The 20,056-nt window shown below is 69.8% G+C and carries 6 protein-coding genes and 1 pseudogene; all 7 read left to right on the forward strand.

The window, feature by feature from the left end; all coding sequences use genetic code 11:
- The first annotated feature begins 96 nt into the window (after positions 1-96).
- The 7 genes and pseudogenes from Q352_RS20710 (at position 97) to Q352_RS0110880 (ending at position 20,053) form a co-directional block, all read left to right on the forward strand.
- A complete protein-coding gene (locus Q352_RS20710) occupies positions 97-924 on the forward strand; it encodes a helix-turn-helix transcriptional regulator (RefSeq protein ID WP_211249621.1) in 828 nt (275 codons plus the stop codon).
- A 296-nt stretch (positions 925-1,220) separates the two neighbouring features.
- Positions 1,221-4,172: pseudogene (locus Q352_RS24105) on the forward strand (non-ribosomal peptide synthetase); the annotation flags it as partial.
- Positions 4,173-5,559: 1,387 nt separating this feature from the next.
- Entirely contained in the window at positions 5,560-7,377 is a 1,818-nt protein-coding gene (locus Q352_RS23915; protein WP_211249622.1) for a condensation domain-containing protein, read from the forward strand.
- Positions 7,374-8,585, forward strand: a complete 1,212-nt coding sequence (locus Q352_RS0110865; RefSeq protein WP_028499367.1) for an MFS transporter — start codon at positions 7,374-7,376, stop codon at positions 8,583-8,585. Before Q352_RS23915 ends, Q352_RS0110865 begins: the two co-directional genes overlap by 4 nt.
- On the forward strand, positions 8,578-18,165 hold the full coding sequence (locus tag Q352_RS20720) for a type I polyketide synthase (protein ID WP_036386022.1): 9,588 nt from the start codon (positions 8,578-8,580) through the stop codon (positions 18,163-18,165). The genes Q352_RS0110865 and Q352_RS20720 overlap by 8 nt, the downstream gene beginning before the upstream one ends.
- A complete protein-coding gene (locus tag Q352_RS0110875; RefSeq protein ID WP_028499368.1) occupies positions 18,162-19,283 on the forward strand; it encodes a Gfo/Idh/MocA family oxidoreductase in 1,122 nt (373 codons plus the stop codon). The genes Q352_RS20720 and Q352_RS0110875 overlap by 4 nt, the downstream gene beginning before the upstream one ends.
- The gene (locus Q352_RS0110880; protein ID WP_036386023.1) at positions 19,280-20,053 is read left to right on the forward strand and encodes a thioesterase II family protein; all 774 of its coding nucleotides are present in this window, start codon (positions 19,280-19,282) and stop codon (positions 20,051-20,053) included. The genes Q352_RS0110875 and Q352_RS0110880 overlap by 4 nt, the downstream gene beginning before the upstream one ends.
- The last annotated feature ends 3 nt before the right edge of the window (positions 20,054-20,056 follow it).

Here is a 20,056-nt window from a genome sequence, read left to right on the forward strand (position 1 = left end):
CGGCCCTGCTGGCCGGGCAGCCGGTCGGACACGCCACACCGGACACCGGACACCGGCTGCCGGCTGCTGCGCATTGCGCTGCAGGACGGCGTCGACGTGCTGGTCTGGAAAGGCGAACTCCGGCAACCGATGACCGTGAACGTCCACGACGACTGGGACAGGATCCACTTCTCGTGCGCGCTTCAGGGCAGCTCCAGCTACTCGTTCCATGGCGGCTGCGGCGAGCTTGAGCACGCGCTGGCCGAAGGCGGCGGCTGCATCAACTACAACCCCGGCTGCCGGGGCCGTGCCAGCCACGCCGCAACGTTCGAGAGCGTGACCGTCTCGGTCCGGCCGGACCTGTTTGCCAGCTGGGCCCCGGAGCTGGAACGCTCGCTGAAGCAGGAACTCGGCAGCGGGCGCTGCTATGTGCCATGCGGCCACAATGCGGAAATGCGGGCGACGGCGCAGGGCTTGAGCCGGGCGCTGCACGTCATGGAACTGGGGGCGGATGACGGCGCCCGGCGCAGCCCGCTGTGGCTGATGGGGCAAAGCCTGACCCTGGTCGGCCTGGCACTGGAAGGCCACGCCGCCGCGCGGCGCCAGTGTCCGGCCGACCTCAGTCTGGTCGATCGCCAGCGCCTGCTGCGCGCAAGGGACCGCCTGCTGGGTGATCTCAGTCAGGCACCCACCATCGCCGCGCTGGCCAGGGAGGCCGACCTCAGTGTCCTCAAGCTGAAGCGCGGCTTTCGTCTGCTGTTCAACAACAGCGTCTACGGGCTGTTCCAGCAGGAGCGCATGCATGAAGCCCGCCGGCGGCTGTCGGCCCGCGACACCCCGGTAATGACGGTTGCATCAGATCTTGGCTACACCAATGCCAGCCATTTCGCAGCCGCATTTCAGAAGCAATTTGGCGTCAACCCGTCAACACTGAAACGGCGCTGACAGCAGACCGTCTGCGCCAGCCGGACGGCCCTTGCGGCCCGTTTCTCCTGCGGACCGATACGGGCCAGGGCAGGCCCGATCCGGGTGGAATCCCGTCAGGGAATAATTATCATTCAGCACCCAGCGCCATGCCAATTGCGTAAGGCGATTCCAGATTCTGCATTCGAGCGGTTCCGCAGCCCCCACAGCGACTGACATTGTCCGGCTGAAACCCGTGGACCATTTTGCCGTGCCCATGGTCCGTGACCTCCGTCCCCGCTCGACTGCCCCCCCTTCATGACCAGAGGCGGCATACCATGTCTGACCCCCGCGCATCCCTGCCGGCCCCGATCCTCCCTCCCTCTTCTGTCGACAGCGACTCGCTGCGGCAGGAACTGGCCCGCGAACTGCGCATGGCACCCGGACAGCTCGACGCCCAGGCCAGTCTGCTGCAGCTGGGGCTGGACTCGATGCACCTGATGGCGTGGCTGAACCGGCTGCGTTCACGCGGCTACCACCTGACGCTGCGCGACCTGTATCGCGAACCGACGCTGGTCGGCTGGAGCCGGCTGTTGCAGGGCGGTGCCCAGCCGCCGGCCATTCTCCCCGTCACGACAGTCTGGCCGGGCATGCGCGACGGCGCGCCGTTTGCACTGACGCCGGTGCAGCACGCCTATCTGGTCGGCCGGTCCTCCCGGCAGCCGCTGGGAGGCGTCGGCTGCCATCTGTACCAGGAGTTTGACGGGGCCGGGCTCGATGCCGGGGCGCTGGAGCGGGCCATCCGGACACTGACGACCCGCCACCCGATGCTGCAGGTCGCCTTCAGCGCCGATGGCCGGCAACACTGGTGCACGGCCCCCGTCTGGCAGGGCGTGACCGTCCATGATCTGCGTACGCGGGATGAGGATGAAGGCGAGCGCACCCTGCTCGAACAGCGCGAACGACTCGGCCACCGGCTGCTGGCGGTCGAACGGGGGGAAACCTTCGACTTCCAGCTGTCGCTGCTGCCACACGGCCGCCACCGGCTGCACGTCAATCTCGATCTGCTGGTGCTCGACGCGGCCAGCTTTACCCTGCTGTTCGAGGAACTGGCCGCGCTGGTCGCAGGGCAGCCGCTGCCGCCGCTTGACGCCGATTATGATTTCCGCAGCTATCTGGCCCAGTTGCAGCATGACACCGCTGCCGCCCGCGAACAGGCGCAACGCTACTGGCGCGACAAGCTGCCCTCGCTGCCGGCCGCCCCGTCCCTGCCGCTGGCACAGGAGCCCGCGCAACTGGCCCGGGTCCGCATCAGCCGCCGCCGCGCCGAACTGCCGCACGCCGACTGGCAGGCGTTCAGACAGCATGCCGGCGCCTGCGGCGTCACCCCGACCCTGGCCCTCGCCACCTGCTTCGCCTCGGTACTGGCGCGCTGGAGCGGACAGTCGCGGCTGCTGCTTAACCTCACCCTGTTCGATCGCCAGCCCCTGCATCCGGCCGTGGAACGCCTGATGGCCGATTTCACCAGCATCCTGCTGCTCGACGTGCAGGGCGAAGGCGCGGCGTTCGACACGCTGGCGCAGGCCAACCAGAACACCTTCGCCGATGCCTGCGAACACCGGCACTGGTCCGGTGTCGAGCTGCTGCGCGAGCTGAAAAAGGAACAGCGCCATCCGCACGGCGCCCCGCTGGTGTTCACCAGCAATCTGGGCCGCCCGCTGTATGGCGACAATACCGCCGCCGCCCTCGGCGAGCCGGGCTGGGGCATCTCGCAGACCCCGCAGGTCTGGATCGATCACCTGGCCTTCGAGCACGGCTCGTCGGTGTGGCTGCAGTGGGACAGCAATGAAGCCCTGTTCCCCGCCGGTCTGGTCGACACCCTGTTCAACGCCTATATCGCGCAGGTCCGTCACCTGGTCAACGATGCCCGCGCCTGGCACGAACCGCTGCCCGATCCGATGCCCGCCGCACAGTGCGAACAGCGGGCACGGGTCAATGCCACGGCCGGCCCGCGGCCGTCCGGCCTGCTGCACGAGGGCGTGATCGAGCGGGCCGCCCGAGCGCCGGGCGCCATTGCCGTCATCCACCGTGACCACCCGCTGCGCTACGACGAGCTGGTCGACATGGCACGACGCTGCGCCGGCGCCCTGGCCGCACACGGCATCCGCGCCGGTGACCGGGTGGCGATCAGCCAGTCAAGGGGGACGGGACAGGTAGTGGCCGTACTGGGCGTGCTGCTCGCCGGGGCGGTCTATGTGCCGGTGCCGCTGGAACAGCCTGCCGCCCGGCGACGGCAGATTCATGCCGATGCCGGCATCACCCTGGTGCTGGCCAGCCGCGATGACGACAGCACGCCCGGTCCCGGGGAGCAGGACCCGGCCCGCCGGCTGTGCTGGCAGGACGCCATCCGCCATGCCCCGATTCCCGCACCGGTCACGGTGGCAGCGGACAGCCCCGCCTATGTGATCTACACCTCCGGCTCCACCGGCACGCCCAAGGGGGTGGTGATTTCCCACCGCGGCGCACTCAATACCTGCGCCGCGCTGAACCGGCGCTACCGGCTGGGCCCCGACGATCGCCTGCTGGCCCTGTCGGCCCTGCATTTCGATCTGTCGGTCTACGATATTTTCGGCCTGCTGACCGCCGGCGGCACTCTGGTACTGGTGGACGAGGGGCAGCGGCGCGATCCGTCAGCCTGGTGCGGGTTGATCGAACGGCACCGGATCAGTGTCTGGAACAGTGTTCCGGCACTGTTCGACATGCTGCTGACCTACAGCGAAGGCTTTGCGCGGCAGGCGCCGGCGCGGCTGCGGCTGGTGATGCTGTCCGGCGACTGGATCGGTCTGGACCTGCCGGCCCGCTATCGCGCTTTCCGCGCCGACGGGCAACTGGTCGCCATGGGCGGCGCTACCGAGGCGTCGATCTGGTCCAACGCGCATGAGGTGGGCGAGGTGCAGCCCCACTGGCGCTCGATTCCGTATGGCTTTCCGCTGCCCAACCAGCGCTACCGCGTGGTCGACGGCAGCGGGCGCGACTGCCCGGACTGGGTGGCGGGCGAGTTGTGGATCGGCGGCGACGGCGTCGCGCTTGGCTATTTCAATGACCGCGAGCGCACGGCGCAGCAGTTTGTCGGCAAGGGCGACGACCGCTGGTATCGCACCGGCGATCTGGGGTGCTACTGGCCCGACGGCACGCTGGAATTCCTCGGCCGGCGCGACAGGCAGGTGAAAATCGGTGGCCATCGCATCGAACTCGGCGAGATCGATGCGGTGCTGAACCGCCTCGATGGCGTACGGGCAGGCATTGCGCTCACCCTTGGCGAGCGTGAAAAATCACTGGCCGCATTCGTGGTCGGTGCCGGCCCGTCACTGTGCAGCCGGCGGGAGGCCGACCCGGCGCTGCCCGGCGACTACGGCAGTCTGTTCACGCCACTGGCCGACGATCCGGCCAACCCCGGTGAGGATGCCATTCGCCGTCTGGTGGCCGATTTCCTGCACGACCATCTGCAGCGCCACGGCGTGGATTTCCGCACCCCGCTCGATCCCGGGCTGGTCGCGATGCACTACGGCGCCAGCGCCGCCTGGTACGGACTGTTCAGCCGCTGGCTGGAACTGCTGTGCGCCGACGGCCGGCTGGTCCGCGATGGCCACGCCTGCCGGCGCGGACCACGCCATGATGCAGCGGGCTGGCAGCCGCCGGCCGACAGTCCGCTGCAGGCCATGGCCGACGCCCTGGGCGACCACCACGCCACGCTGGCCGACATCCTGCACGGGCGGCAGCCGGCCCACACCCTGCTCGACCATCCGTTCTGGGCACCCGAACGGCGGTTGCTGGACAGCGCCGGCACACGGCGCGCCATCGTGGCCTTCGCCGGTGTGCTGGCCGGGCTGGCGCAGACCCTGCGCCGCCCGCTGCGGCTGATCGAGATCGGCGCACGCAGCGCTCTGGGCGGGCACCTGCTGCTGCAACGGCTGGATGCCGGCCAGCTGGCCTATATCGCACTCGACGACTCCCTGGACCGGGTACGGGGTGCCAGCGCCGGTCTGGCCGCATACCCGCATGCCAGCGCCCGTCACGCCAGCGCCGCCGAACTGGCAGCGCTGGCCCACACCGCCGATGTGGTCTGGGCGAACAACGCCCTGCACCGGCTCGGGGCCGACGGGCTGACGCAACTGGCCGGGCTGGCCGCACCGGGTGCCCTGCTGCTGGTGCTGGAACGACACGCCCCGTCGGCCCTGGCTCTGGTCAGTGCCGATCTGCTGGCGACGGACGGCCTTCCCGCCGCCGCCAGCCTGATGGACGCCGCCGCCTGGCAGGCACACTTCCAGGCCCGGGGCCTGCACGGCGAACGCGCAGACCGGGTGGACGAACTGCAGCGCTTTGTCCTGCGCGCGCCAGCGGCACTGTCACGGCCGGACCCGCGCAAGCTGAGCGCAGCACTGGCGGCGCAACTGCCGGCCTACATGCTGCCGCAGCGGCTGTATTTCCTTGATGCCTTTCCGCTGACCGCGAACGGCAAGATCGATCATCAGGCGCTGATCGCCCGCTGCACTCCGCCGGCGGCGCGCCCGGCCGGACAGGACGCCCCCGGCAGTGCGACCGAACTGACGCTGGCCGCAATCTGGCAGACGCTGCTGGCCGTCCCCGACCTGCAGCGTCACAGCGACTTCTTCCAGCTTGGCTGGCGACAGCCTGCTGGCCACACGCCTGATCGGCGAACTGGAACGGGCCGGTTACGAGGCGACACTGGGCGACCTGTTCTCGGCCCCGACGCTGGCCGCCTTCGCCGCCACGCTGCAGCATCGGCCGCCGCCGGCCGCCACGGCGCTGCGTCCCGACCCGGCATCGCGCCACCTGCCGTTCGCCCTGACCGACGTGCAGCAGGCTTATCTGGTCGGCCGCCAGCCGGGGTTTGCCCTCGGTGGCGTGGGATCGCAGTTCTTTGTCGAGTTCGACGCCGGCAAGCTGGATGTCGGCCGTTTCGAGACGGCCTGGAACCGGCTGATCCAGCGCCATGACATGCTGCGCGCCGTGGTGCGCAACGACCAGCTGCAAGTACTGGCCACGGTGCCGCCGTTCGTGCTGCCGCGCCACCGCTTTGCCCGTCTCGACGATGCCGACGATCTGTACCGGCGCCTGTCGCGTCAGGTACTCGACCCTGGCCGCTGGCCGGTGTTCGATCTGCAGGCGGCAGAAGACGCACACGGTCATTTCCGGCTCTATCTGTGCCTGGACAATCTGCTGCTCGACGGCCTGAGCATGCAGATCCTGCTGGCGGAGCTGGAACAGTGCTATCTGCAACCGGCCTGCACCCTGCCACCGCTGGAAATCGGTTTCCGCGACTACCGGGCCCACGTCGCCGGGCAGCAGGCGAGTGAGGCCTCGCTGGCCTACTGGCGCGAGCGCCTGGACCGGCTGCCGCCACCGCCGCAGTTGCCGCTGCGCTGCGATCCGGCCAGCATCGGCGTCCCGGACTTCGTCCGCCTGTCCGACCACTTGCCGGCCGCCGACTGGCAGGCACTGAAAGCACGCGCCAGCGCGGCCCGGCTGACGCCGTCGGCGCTGCTGCTGGCCGCCTACGCCGCCGTCCTGTCGGCCTGGAGCGCGCAACGCGCGCTGTGCCTGAACCTGACCCTGTTCGATCGCCAGCCGGTGCATGCGCAGATCGAACACCTGCTCGGCGATTTCACCTCGCTGCTGCTGCTCGCCTGGCAGCCGGCCGGCAACTGGCTGGACAGCGCACAGGGCCTGCAGCGCCAGTTGTGGCAGGACCTGGCGCATCGCGAGGTCTCCGCACTGCAACTGATGCGCGAACTGGCGCAGCGACAGGGCCGGGCCGCCGTCGCCATGCCGGTGGTATTCACCAGCGCGCTCGGCTTCGACCATGGCCGTTTTCTCGCCCATGCGTCGTGGCTGACGCCGCGCCGGGGCATTTCGCAGACGCCACAGGTCTGGCTGGATCACCAGGTCTATGAATCCGAAGGCGAGCTCCGCTTCAACTGGGATGCGGTGGAGGCGCTGTTCGAGCCGGCACAGTTGCGCACCATGTTCCAGCAATACGGCGCCCTGCTGCGCCGGCTGGCAGTCGACGACGACGCCTGGCAGCTGGCGCTGGACACGCTGCTGCCGCGCGCAACGCCGCTGCGGCCGGCCGGCCCGGCCCCTGTGGCAGTGGTCGACCGGCCGCCGGCCGCCCCGTCGGTCGACGACGCGGCACGCGTGGCCCAGCTGTGCGCCCATTTCCGGCAGGTGGTCGGCCAGCCGATCTTGCCACGGCAGAATTTCTTCGATGCCGGTGCGACCTCGCTGAAGCTGGTGCAACTGCATGTCCGGCTGCAACAGGCCGGCCATGGCCAGTTGCAGGTCACCGACCTGTTCGCCCATCCGTCCCCGCAAGCGCTGGCGGCCCGTCTCGGCGGCCAGCCACCATCCACCGGCACGGAACCGCAGCGGCGCTTGCCGCGCCGCCAGCGCCGGCAGGAGCCCCCCCGATGACACGCTATCTTCCCTACTGGTGCTACTACCTGCACCAGGGCATGGTCACCGCCCTGGTCCTGCAGGGCGTGGTCGGCTATTTCCGCCATGCCGGCCTGGATCTGGCCCAGCTCAGCTGGCTGTCGCTGACCCTGCTGCCGTGGGTCGGCAAATTCCTGTGGGCGCCATGGTGCGAACGCCACGCGCTGTCGCTGCTCGGCAACCGCTATCAGGGCAGTCTGGTCCTGCTGCAGCTGGGCATGGCCGCGCTGCTGGCGACCATCGGCCTGCTGCCGCCGGACCACTCGGTGGTCACGATCGTGCTGGCGCTGACGCTGCTGACCCTGCTGTCGGCCAGCCATGGCATCTACGCCAACGGCATCACCATCTGCACCACCGATGACCGCAGCCGGCCGTTCGCCAATGCCGCCCAGGTTGGCGGCAGCTATCTGGGCATCCCGTTCGGTGCCTTTGCCTTTCTGGCCATCACCCAGCACGCCGGCTGGCAGCGTGGTTTCTTCGCCATGGCAGCGCTGTCGCTGCTGCTGCTGGTGCCGCCCCTGCTGCTGCGGCGCCCGACCCGGCCGATGGCCGGCCAGCGACCGGCCAGGCTCGACCTGCACAGCCTGCGCGCATTGTGGCCGGCACTGGCGCTGACGGCGATCTACTACCTGGCGATGCGCGGCCTGCTGGGCCTGCAGACCGTGCTGCTGGTCGACCAGGGACTGAGCCTGACCGAGCTGGGCGAAGCCATCACCCTGTACAGCACGCTGGCCAGTGGCCTTGGCATCCTGCTCGGCGGGCTGCTGGCCCGGCGCATTGGCGCCTGGCGCAGTCTGCTGCCGGTGATGGTGCTGCATGCCGCGCTGGCCACCCTGCTCGCCCTCGGCTATCCGCACTTCAGGCCATCGGCCTGGCTGCTGCTGTTCGGGCTGGTCAATGTCGCCGCCGCCATCGGTTTCGTCACCCTGTACAACGCGCTGATGGGACTGGTGCGTCCGCACCAGCCCGCGTCGGACTACGCCCTGTTCCAGTCCACCGACATGGCCGTCGCCATGCTTGCCTCGATGGCCTCGCTGCGTCTGGCCCACGACACCGGCTATCGCCCGGTTCTGGCCCTGCTCGCCGCGCTGGCCCTTCTCAGCCTGTGGCCGGCCAGCCGGCTGTGCCGCCGGCTTCGCCGCACCACTTCCGCCACTCCTCCCCTTCAGGATGCCCAACATGGCTAACGCCCTTTCCGTCCCCTGCCCGGCCCCTGATATCGAGACCCTGCTGGAGCAGTACTACCCGGACAGCGAACCGGTTGCCGTCATCGGCCTCGCCTGCCGCTTCCCGGAGGCGGCCGACAGCGAGGCTTTCTGGCAGAACCTGCTCGACGGGCGCGAGTGCAGCCGCCGCTTTTCGCGCCAGGCGCTGCTCGACGCCGGGCTGGATGCCGCCACCGTCGACTCGCCGGATTTCGTCAATGTCGGCACCGTGCTCGACGAGGCCGATGCCTTCGATGCCGCGCTGTTCTCGTACTCGCGGCAGGAGGCCGAGTCGATGGACCCGCAGCAGCGGCTGTTCCTGCAAACCGCCTGGCATGCACTGGAACACGCCGGCTACGCACCACGGGACGTGCCACACAAGACCGGCGTGTTCGGCTCGGCACGGGTCAGTACCTATCCGGGCCGCGAACCGCTGCGCATTGCCGAGGTGGCACAGGTCAGGGGGCTGCAGTCGCTGATGGGCAACGACAAGGATTACCTCGCCACCCGCGTCGCCTACAAGCTGAATCTCGGCGGCCCGGCGCTGTCGGTGCAGACCGCCTGCTCCAGCTCGCTGGTCGCCGTACATCTGGCCTGCGAAAGCCTGCGCGCCGGCGAATGCGACATGGCCATCGCCGGCGGCGTGGCACTCTCCTTTCCGCAGCAGGCCGGTTATCTCCACCAGCCGGGCATGATTTTCTCGCCGGACGGTCACTGCCGGCCGTTCGATGCCGGGGCACAGGGCACCTTCCCCGGCAATGGCGTCGGTGTGGTGACCCTGCGCCGGCTGGGCGACGCGCTGCGCGACGGCGATCCGGTCATGGCCGTGCTGCGCGGCAGCGCAGTCAACAACGACGGCAATCGCAAGGTCGGCTATACCGCGCCGTCGGTGGCCGGCCAGCGCGAGGTGATCCGCGAAGCCCTGATGCTCGCCCGGGTCGACTGCACGCAGATCGGTCTGATCGAGGCGCACGGCACCGCAACCCCGCTCGGCGATCCGGTCGAACTGGAAGCGCTGCGCGGTGCCTTTGCCGGTCGCCATGGCGGCCCGCGCTGCGCGCTGGGCTCGGTCAAGGGCAACCTCGGCCACCTGGACACGGCGGCCGGCATTGCCAGCCTGATCAAGGTGGTACTGGCGGTGGAACGCGGGATGATTCCGCCCAGCCTGCATTTCCGCCAGGCCAACCCGGCACTGGCCCTGGAAACCAGTCCGTTCCATGTGCCATCCGCCGCCACGCCATGGACCGGTGCCGAACGTCTGGCCGGCGTGTCCTCGTTCGGCATCGGCGGCACCAACTGCCACATGATCGTGGCCGCCCTCCCCGAGGCACTGCGCGCCAACGCTGCGTGTGACGACACACCCAGCGGCCAGGGCACGCTGCTGCTGAGTGCGGCCAGCGACGGCGCCCTGCGACGACTGGCTGCCGCTTATGCCGCAGCCATGCGCCACACCCCGCCCGGCGACCTGGCACATACCGCGCTGCACGGGCGACAACTGGACCTGGCTTTCCGGCTGGCCGTGCCGCTGGGCGAGGAAACCGCTGCCGCGCTGGATGCCCATGCCGCCGGCGAGAGCGACATCCTGCTGCAGACCGGTCACGACGTCGCCGGCAGGCAGCTCTGGCTGTTCACCGGCCAGGGATCGCACTGGCCCGGCATGGGCAGGGCCATGGCCGAGGGCTCGCCTGCTTTTGCCGCCTGCCTCGAGCGCTGCCTTGCCGCCTGCGACGTGCCACTCGATCCGCCCTTGCGCGAAGTCATGTCCGGCCAGCACGGTGCCCTGCTGGAACGCATGGACTACGCCCAGCCGGCCATCGTCGCCTTCGGGCTGGCCATGGCCGCCCACTGGCAGGCGCTGGGTCTCGAACCGGACATGGTGCTCGGTCACTCGGTGGGCGAATATGCGGCGGCGGTAGTCGCCGGTCACTACAGCATCGAGCAGATCATGCCGCTGGTGCAGCGCCGCGGCGCCCTGATGCAGCAATGTGCCGGCGGGGCCATGCTGGCCGTGTTCGCCGACGAGGCGACACTGCTGCCGCTGGCCGGGGAACTGGGGCTGGATCTGGCCGTGTGCAATGGCCCGCGCCATCTGGTGCTCTCCGGTCTGCGCGATGCCATCGACGCGCTGGCCGCCGTCCTCGACGCGCGGGAGATCCGCCATCAGCGGCTGAGCGTGGCCGGCGCGGCCCACTCGGCCCTGCTCGACTCGATCCTGGACGCCTACCAGCATGCGACCGCCCCGCTCCACGCCGCACCCGGCCGACTGCCGCTGATCTCCACCCTGCTCGGCACGGTGGTGGATGCCGACCGGCTGAATGAAGCGGATTACTGGCGCCGGCATCTGCGCGAGCCGGTGCGCCATGACCAGGCAGTGCGCTACGCACTGGACCACGGTGTCAGCGTGTGCCTGGAACTCGGGCCCGATGCATCGCTGACCGGCATTGGCCGGCGCGAAGCAGCGGATCGCGCCCACTGGATCGCCAGCGCACGGCGGCAGCAACCGGCACCGGCCCTGAGCGGCCTGGCGCTGCGGCAGCTGTATGCCGCCGGGGTCGGTCTGCCATGGCAGACCCTGCTGGCCACGAAAGGCCGCAAGGTGCATGCCCCCTGCTATCCGTTCGACCGCACGCGCTACTGGCGCGAAGCCGAACCGGCGGAAACCGGACCCGGCACGGCCGCCGACGCGGCCCTCGCCGCCGGCCGCCGCGTCGCCACTCACGCCGCCGCCAGCCTGGATCTGCCACGGCTGCAGGCGCTGTATGACGGCGTGACCCTGCTGCATGCCATCTACGTCGATACCCTGGTGCAGCGCTGCGTCGGCGACGCCTTTGCGCACGGGGTGTCCGCCACCGGCATCCTGCGCAGCGGACGGCTGCTGCCCCGCCACCGGCAGTTGCTGGTCCGCCTGCTCGATGCCTGCGTCGAGGATGGCTATTACCGCCGTGACGGCGAGTGCTACCTGCCGGCGCAACCGGTTCCCCACGCCCGGCGTGACACGCTGCTGCTGGAACTGCGCAGCTACTGCGAAGGACTGGATGTCATTGCCGACACCCTGGCCCGGGCGGGCGACAGCCTGTACGCGATGATGAGTGGTCAGCTCGAACCGGTGGCGGTGATTTTCCCCGACGGCGCATCGAGCGGCGTCGAGGTGCTGTATCAGGAATTCAGCTTCGGCCGCTACTTCAACCAGATTGCCGCTGGCGTGGTGACCGGCCTGATGCGGGAACGGCAGGCCGACCGCCGGCCGCCGCAGCCGTTCCGGATACTGGAGGTCGGCGGCGGCACCGGTGGCACCACGGCCTGGCTGTTGCCGGAACTGGCCGGGCAGCCTGCACTGCATTATGACTTTACCGATATCTCGCCGATCTTCCTGCGCCGCGCCGGGCAGAAATTCAGCGACCACGCCTTTATCGACTATCGCCGCTTCGATCTGCAGCAGGACGCCGGCGCCCAGGGCTTCGCTGCCGGCAACTACGATCTGATCATCGCCGCCAATGTCATCCACGCCACCCAGCACGTCGGCCGCGCCCTGGCGAACCTGCGCCCGCTGCTGAAAGCCGGCGGCCGCCTGCTGATGCGCGAAATCACCCGGCCGATGCGGCTGTTCGATTTCGTGTTCGGCCCGCTGGTCCTGCCACTGCATGACCAGGATGCCCGCGGGGGCGGCCTGTTCCTGTCCACGGCACACTGGGCGGCACAGTGCCGCGCGGCCGGCTTTGCCCGGACCGACTGGCTGCCGGATGACGGCAGCCCGACCGCGCAGATCAGCGAACACATCCTGCTGGCCCGTGTCGCCGGCGGCATGTCTGCCAGACTGGCCGCGCCGGGCGACAGCGACCCGGATGCGCGGCTCGGCCAGGCACTGACCCGCGACGGCTGCTATCTGGCGGACTGGTCCGACTGCGCCGGCCAGCATGATGCCTGGCAGGAACGGCTGCGCCAGGTCAGCGATGTGCTGTCACACCGCCATGGCGATGGCCGGCCCGGCGTGGCGGCGGACATGCCGGCCAGCGCGCCGGACTGGCTGTCGCAGGTACGGCTGCACTGGCAGGGGGCAGCCTTTGGCCAGGCCCGGCTTGAAATCGAGGGCTGCGACGCGGCCGGATGCTGGCGTTCCCTGACCGGTACCGCGCCACAGCCCGGGCTGCCGGGCCCGCAACCGGCACCGGACACGCATTACGACTGGCAGTGGGCCCCGTCCGGGCTGGCCGCGGTCCCCGATCACGGCGACTTTTCGCTGCCAGACGCCTGCGCGGCGATGACTGACGCGCTGCAACAGGCCGGGTTCACCTTTTCGTCGCAGGCGGCGCGAATCCTGCTGCCGCTGGACCCGGCATCGCCGTCAACGCGGGACATGACCGGTCCGTTGCTGGAAGCGCTGGCCGATCCGGCGCGCCGTCCGCTGTTCGTGATCACCCGGGCTGCCTGGGCACTCCGCGATGGCGACCGGGTCCAGCCGGCACACCGTGCGGCATGGGGCCTGCTGCGCGTGGCGGCGATCGAGCAGCCCGGACGGCAGATCGTGGCAATCGACCTTGCCCTCGACGCAGACTGGGCGGCGCTGCCGGCCGCCGTGGGCGCGGCAGCCGGCTCATGCTGGATCGCCATGCGCGACGGGCAGGCACTGCAGCCCCGCCTGGCGCTGCAGACACATATGGCGCCGGCCCTGCCGGCCGGCAGCCTGTGCAGCGAGGGCTGGCATCTGGTCACGGGCGCCTTCGGCGGGCTGGGCCGGATCAGCGTCGAATGGCTGGCACGGCAGGGCGCAACGCGCATTGCCCTGCTGGCGCCACACGCTGCCTCTGACTGGCCCGATTTCCGCCATGCCGTCAGCAGCCACCATGCCTGCCAATTGCGCTGGTTGCGCTGCGATGTGGCGGACCCGATGCAACTGGCCGCCGCACTGCACGAGCTGCAGGCCGATGGCGGCATCGACGGGGTCATTCACGCCGCCGGCCGGCTCGACGATGTGCCGCTGGCCCTGCTCACCCCCGAACGACTGGCACCGGTACTGGCACTCAAAGCGGAAGCCGCACACCAGTTGCACGACTGGCTGCTTGCGCATCAGGGACGCTATCTGCTGCTCTATTCCTCCGCTGCCGCCGCGCTGGGCGCGGCGGGCCAGGGCGCGCATGCCCTGGCCAGCGCCTATCTGGACGGACTGGCGCAGTCCGCTCCTGCCGGCAGTGCCCTGACCGTCATTTCCATGGCCTGGGGCGCCTGGGCCGACGTGGGTCATGCCGCCGATGCCGCCCTGCTGGACCGGCTCGCCACCGACGGCATGGGCGCCCTCGGTACGGCCGAGGGCCTGTGGCACCTGGAACAGGCGGTAATGCGCGGAGCGCCCTACCGGCTGGCGATGCGGGTCGTGCCGCAACGACTCGATCCGGTCCGGCGTGAATGGCTGGGCATCGCCACGACGGCCGCATCCCGGCCTCTGCCCCCGGCCAGCGCATCGGCCAGCCTCCCCCCGCCAGCCGGCTGCGATCCGCATGACGCCGATGCCCTGATCCGCTGGCTCGGCGCCCATGTTGCAGCCCAGCTGCGTCTCGATGATCCGGCGCAGCTGACGCCGCAACGCGATCTGCTGCAACTGGGTCTCGACTCGCTGCTGTTCCTTGAGCTGGGCAGCGCAGTCCAGCGCCAGTTCGGCATCCGCCTCGATGCCGGCAGCGCCTATCGCGAACTGACGCTGGCCGGGCTGGCGCGCCTGATCGCTGCCTCGGCCCCGCAGGCAGACCTGGCCGCGACCGCCCCGCTGGTTCACGATGCGGCCCGTCGCTTCGATCCCTTCCCGCTGACCCCGATCCAGCATGCGTACTGGCTGGGGCGCACCGACCTGATCGACTATGGCGGGGTGGCCTGCCATGTGGTGTTCGAGTGGGACCTGCAGCACGAGCGCTTCGAACTGCCGCGCTTCGAGCGCGCCTGGAACAGCCTGATACAGCGCCATGACATGCTGCGCATGGTGATCGACGCCGATGGCCGCCAGCGCATCCTGCCCCGGGTGCCGGACTATCGGCCGCAACGCCACGATCTGCGCGCGCTGACCCCGGCACAGCAGGAAACGGCACTGGCCGAAACCCGGGACGCACTGTCCAGCCGCGTGCTGCCGGCCGACCGCTGGCCGCTGTTCGAGCTGGTCATCAGCGAGATCGACGACCGCCGCTACCGCCTGCACATGAACCTGGACCTGCTGCTGTTCGACGTGCAGAGCTTCAAGGTCATGATGGACGATCTGGCCCATGCCTATCGTGGCGACATCCTGCCGCCGCTCGAACTGGGTTTCCGCGACTACGTGCTGGCGGAGCAGGCACGACGCGGGCAACCGGCCTGGCGCGCTTCATGGCGCTACTGGCAGGACCTGCTGCCACAGCTGCCGCCGGCGCCGCGGCTGCCGGCATGCAGGGTGCGCAGCGGCATGCCGCCGACCTTTACCCCTTGCCAGGCCCGCCTGCCGCAGGCGGACTGGCAGCGGCTGAAAACAGAGTGGCAGGCCTGGGGTGTCACGCCGTCGGCCGCGCTGCTGACCCTGTTCGCCCATACGCTGGAGCGCTGGAGCCGGCACCCGCGCTTTACCCTCAATCTGACCTTCTTCAACCGCCGCCCGGACCACCCGCAGGTTCCCGGCCTTATCGGCGATTTCACCTCGGTGCTGCTGATCGACTTCGATCTGGCCCATGCGTCTCCGCTGCAGGACAGCATCCGCCAGACGCAGCAGCGCTTGTGGCAGCACCTGGCGCACAGCCAGGTCAATGGTGTGGAACTGATGCGCGAGCTGGGCCGGGGCCGGGCGCAAAACCGGCAGCCACTGATGCCGGTCGTGTTCACCAGCATGCTCGGCATGTCGCTGGACGGTCAGAGCATCGACCAGGCCATGACCGGCCTGCTCGGCGATCCGGTCCACGTCTTTACCCAGACGCCGCAGGTCTGGCTCGATCACCAGGTCATGGAGATCAACGGCGAACTGGTTTTCAGCTGGTACTGCATGGATGACGTTCTGGCAGACGGCACGGCCGCGGCCATGTTCGACGACTATTGCGCCCTGCTGCGCGGTCTGGTCGCCGAGCCGGCACGCATGACCCGGGCAGGACTCGTGCGCCAGCACGAGGATGGCAGTCTGGATGACTTCCCCCGCCAGCGCTGGCCGCTGAGCGAACGGGATGCCGACAGCCCCGACCTGCGCACGCTGGAAGACCTGCTGTGCCGCTGCCCCGGCATTGCCCGGGCAGCGGCCAGACCCGCTGCCGACGGCCGCGCCATCATGCTGGATCTGGTCGCGGACGACAGCGTACCGCTCATCACCCCGGCCTTCTCGCCCCTGACGCCGCTACTGCTGCCAACGCTGGACCCGGCACAGTCGGCAGAAGTGGATGCCACCTGGACCTGGCTGGAAGCCCGCGCCCGCACCGGCATCACCGGCACACTGCACCGTCACGGCCTGTTCAGCCAGGCCGGCCAGGCCCATGACGTGGCGGAAGTCCACGCCCGCCTGCAGGCACTGCCGCAATATGGCCGGCTGCTGCGGCAGTGGCTGGCCATGCTGTGCGCGCACGGTGACCTGCGGCGCGAGGGCGACACTTTCATCTGCCTGCGCCCGCTGCAGCCGCAGTCCGGGGTCGCCCCGCTGCCGCAGGCCGGCTGGAGTCGCACACTGGGCCGCTATCTGGAAACCTGCATCGCCCGGCACGATGCGCTGCTCACGGGCACACAGTCGCCGCTGGCCCTGCTGTTCGACGATGACGACGAGATCGCACGCTGCCTGTACAGCGACAATCCGGTCAGCGACTGCCTGAACCGGAGCGCGGCGCAACTCGCGGCGGCACTGGCCGGCGAACGCGACGATCTGCGGGTGCTGGAAGTCGGCGCCGGCACGGCGGCGACCACCCGTCACCTGCTGCCGGCGCTGGCCGGCCGCCTGCACAGCTATCGCTTCACCGATGTCTCGACCCTGTTTCTGGACAGTGCCAGACAGGCCTTTGCCGACCGGCCCGAAGTCGGCTACGCGCTGTTCGACATCAACCGGCCGGTCGATTTCGACGCCCATGCCGACGACGGCTATGACCTGATCGTCGCCGTCAACGTCCTGCACGATGCCAGCCATGTCGTGCATTCGCTGCGTCGCCTCGGACGCCTGCTGAAACCCGGTGGCTGGCTGCTGCTGATCGAGGCAACCGAACGCGACAGCGTGCTGCAGATGGCCAGCATCGGTTTTATCGAAAGTCTCAACGGCTACCAGGATTTCCGCGTCGACGACGACAAGCCGATGCTCGACCTGCCGCAGTGGCGCGATGCCCTGACCGAGGCCGGCTTTGCCCTGAAACTGAACTGGCCCGAGCAGGAACGCTCGCCGATGCGCCAGCATCTGGTGCTGGCCCGGGCCGAACACGTCGCCCGGCTGGACACGCGCCAGGTCGAGCGCTGGCTGCGCGCTCAGCCCGGCATCAGCCTGCCCGCACTGCAACTGCGCCAGTGCGAACAACTGCCGCAGGGCGAAGCGACGGAGGTGGCCGCCTCCGGGCAGGGCCGGGCCACGGCCGTGGCGCAGCCGGCACTGGAGGCGCAGGTTATCGCGGCCTGGCAAAGCCTGCTGTCGCAGGACATCTGCCGCGACAGCGATTTCTTCCTGTGCGGCGGTGACAGCCTGATCGCCACCCGCATGGTCGCGCGACTCCATCGCGACGGGGTGCACGGCGCCAGCCTGCAAAACCTGTTTGCACATCCGCTGCTGGCCGACTTCTGCGCCACGCTGCAGCCACTGCCGGCCAGCGGCAGTGGCGACATGCCGTTGCTGCTGGCATCGGGACGCCATGCCGGGTCGCTGTTCATGTTTCATGCCTCGGACGGCGAAGTCGGCGCCTACCTGCCACTGGCCAGGCGGCTGGACCGGCAGGTGTTCGGCCTGCAGGCGGCAGACGCGCCGCGCACGGACACGCTGACGGCACTGGCCGCACACCATGTCGCCGCGATACGCCGCCAGCAGGCGCACGGCCCGTATGCGCTGCTCGGCTGGTCCTACGGCACCTTCGTGGCCGCCGAGGCAGCGCGCCTGCTGCACGAACAGGGAGAAACGGTATCGCTGGTCCTGCTCGACCCGGTCTGCCGCGAGGATTTCCGCTGCCCGGATCGCACGGCCCTGCTGCGCCTGCTGGCGCAGGGGCGCATCGCGGTGTCGCTGCCCGATGACCTGGCGCAGCGGGACCCCGGACAGCAGCTCGCCTGCTTCCTGCACAACGCCACGGCGGCCGGCCTGCTGCCCGCCGCACCGGACCCGGCGCAGACGCACGAGTGGCTGCAGCGCATCGAATACCTGCTGGCGCTGCTGGTCTGCCACCCGCGGCCGGCGCCGCTGCCGATCCCGTGCCTGTGGCTGAGCGCGGCCGACCGCCCGACCGCGTGGCAACCCGCCGGGCACGACTGGCAGGACTGGGCGGCCGGGGCCGAGCGGCACACGCTGGACGGCGATCACTGGCAACTGGTGATGGACGACCGGCTGGCACAACAGGTCGCCACGCTGTTCGGGCAGTGGCGGCAGCACCACGAAATCAGGGAGACCGCATGAGCACCCCGACCACCCGGAACCGGCGGGTACTCGTTGCCGGCGCCAAGTTCGGCGAACTGTACCTGAATGCCTTTATCGAGCCGCAGCCCGGGCTGGAGCTGGCCGGACTGCTGGCCACCGGCAGCGCCCGGGCCCGGCAACTGGCGCACGCTTTCGGCATTCCGCTGTATACCGCGCCGGAACAGGTACCGGACGATATCGACATGGTCTGCGTGGTGGTGCGATCCACCGTGGCCGGCGGTGCCGGCAGCGCCCTGGCCAGAACCTTCCTGCAACGCGGCATGCATGTGCTGCAGGAGCATCCGCTGCACCCGGACGACATCGCCCCGCTGCAGGCGCTGGCAGCACAGCGCCGCCTTGTCTACTGGGTCAACAGTTTCTATCCGCACACCCCGGCCGGCCGCTGCTGGATCGACCGTGCGCAGCGCGTGCGCCGGCTGCTCGACGGCGAAGCCCCCCGCTTCGCGCATCTCGTCACCAGCCGGCAGCTGCTGTATTCATCGCTGGACCTGCTGCTGCTGGCGAGCGGCACCGACACCGCCACGGTCGAGCGCCTGCCTGACGGCGACGACCCGGCCTTCCATACCCTGCGCCTGCGCCTGGCCGACAGCACGGCCACCCTGAGGCTGCAATCCTATCTGGACCCCGATGATCCCGACCTGCACAGCCTGGTCATGCATCAGCTCACGCTGGGCTGGCCGGCCGGCTACCTGTCGCTGGAAGCCAGCCACGGGCCGGTGCTGTGGACCCCGGCGCTGCACGATCCGCAACATCGCGAGGCCAGCCACAGTCTCTATCACGCCGCCGCCGGCCCGGGCGGCGCCCATCTTGCCCGCCCGTCCACCCTGATCCTGCATCCGGCGCCGGCAGACTGGCGCCAGGCGTTCGAAATCGATGGTCCGGCCGGTGTCGGTACCCTGCTGCAGGCACTGCGCCGGCATCTTGACGGCGAGGCACTGCCGGCCGGCCTCGATGCCGCCCATCAACTGGCGCTGGCCCGCCTGTGGCGCCAGACCCTGCGCTGCGCCGGCCCGGCCCGCGAATGCAGCCTGCCGGCGCCACGGGTGATCGATGACCAGGCCCTGCTTGCCCCGCCCGGTGAAGGCGCCATGGCATGACGGCACCTTCTGCCCTGCTGCGCCCGCTGGTCACCGCCTGCGAGCCTGCTGCCCTGCATCTGCTGATGTGCCCGTTTGCCGGCGCCAGCCGCGGCGCCTTTCGCGACTGGCACCCGCTCGACGATCTGGGGCTGGACGTCACGCTGGTCACCTATCCGGGGCGTGACCACCGCATGGGCGAGCCCTGCGCGGAGCATATCGACCAGCTGGCCGATCAGCTCGCCGACGCCATCCGCGCCCTGCCAGACCCACGGCCGCTGCTGCTGGCCGGACACAGCATGGGCGCCCAGGTCGCTTTCGAGACCTGCGCCCGGCTGGAGCAGAACGGTACGCCGCCGGCCGGCCTGGTGTTGTCAGGCTGCCACGCCCCGCATCTCGGGGGCAGGCGGCAACTCAGCCACCTCGGCGATCAGGCGTTTGTCGAACAGCTGGTCGAAATGGGTGGCTGCGGCGCGGAACTGCTCTCCACCCCGGCACTGCGTGCCCTGTTCCTGCCCTTGCTGCGCGCCGATTTTCGCGCCACCGAGCGCTATCGCCATGCTCCGGCCCCGCCGTCGCCGGCTGTGCACACCCCGTCGCTGCTGCTGCATGGCAGCCATGACCGCGAAGCCAGCCGCGACGAGGTGCAGGCATGGCAGGCGTGGCTGCGCCATGCCGGGCCACCGGTGACCGTGGCCGGTAACCACTTCCATGTGACGCAGCGACCGCGCGCCTTTCTCGGCCAGGTCATGCATCACTTTGAATCCCTAACCTTTTATCCAGACAGGTGATCC

The organism is Microvirgula aerodenitrificans DSM 15089, assembly GCF_000620105.1.
Classification (GTDB): Bacteria; Pseudomonadota; Gammaproteobacteria; order Burkholderiales; family Aquaspirillaceae; genus Microvirgula; species Microvirgula aerodenitrificans.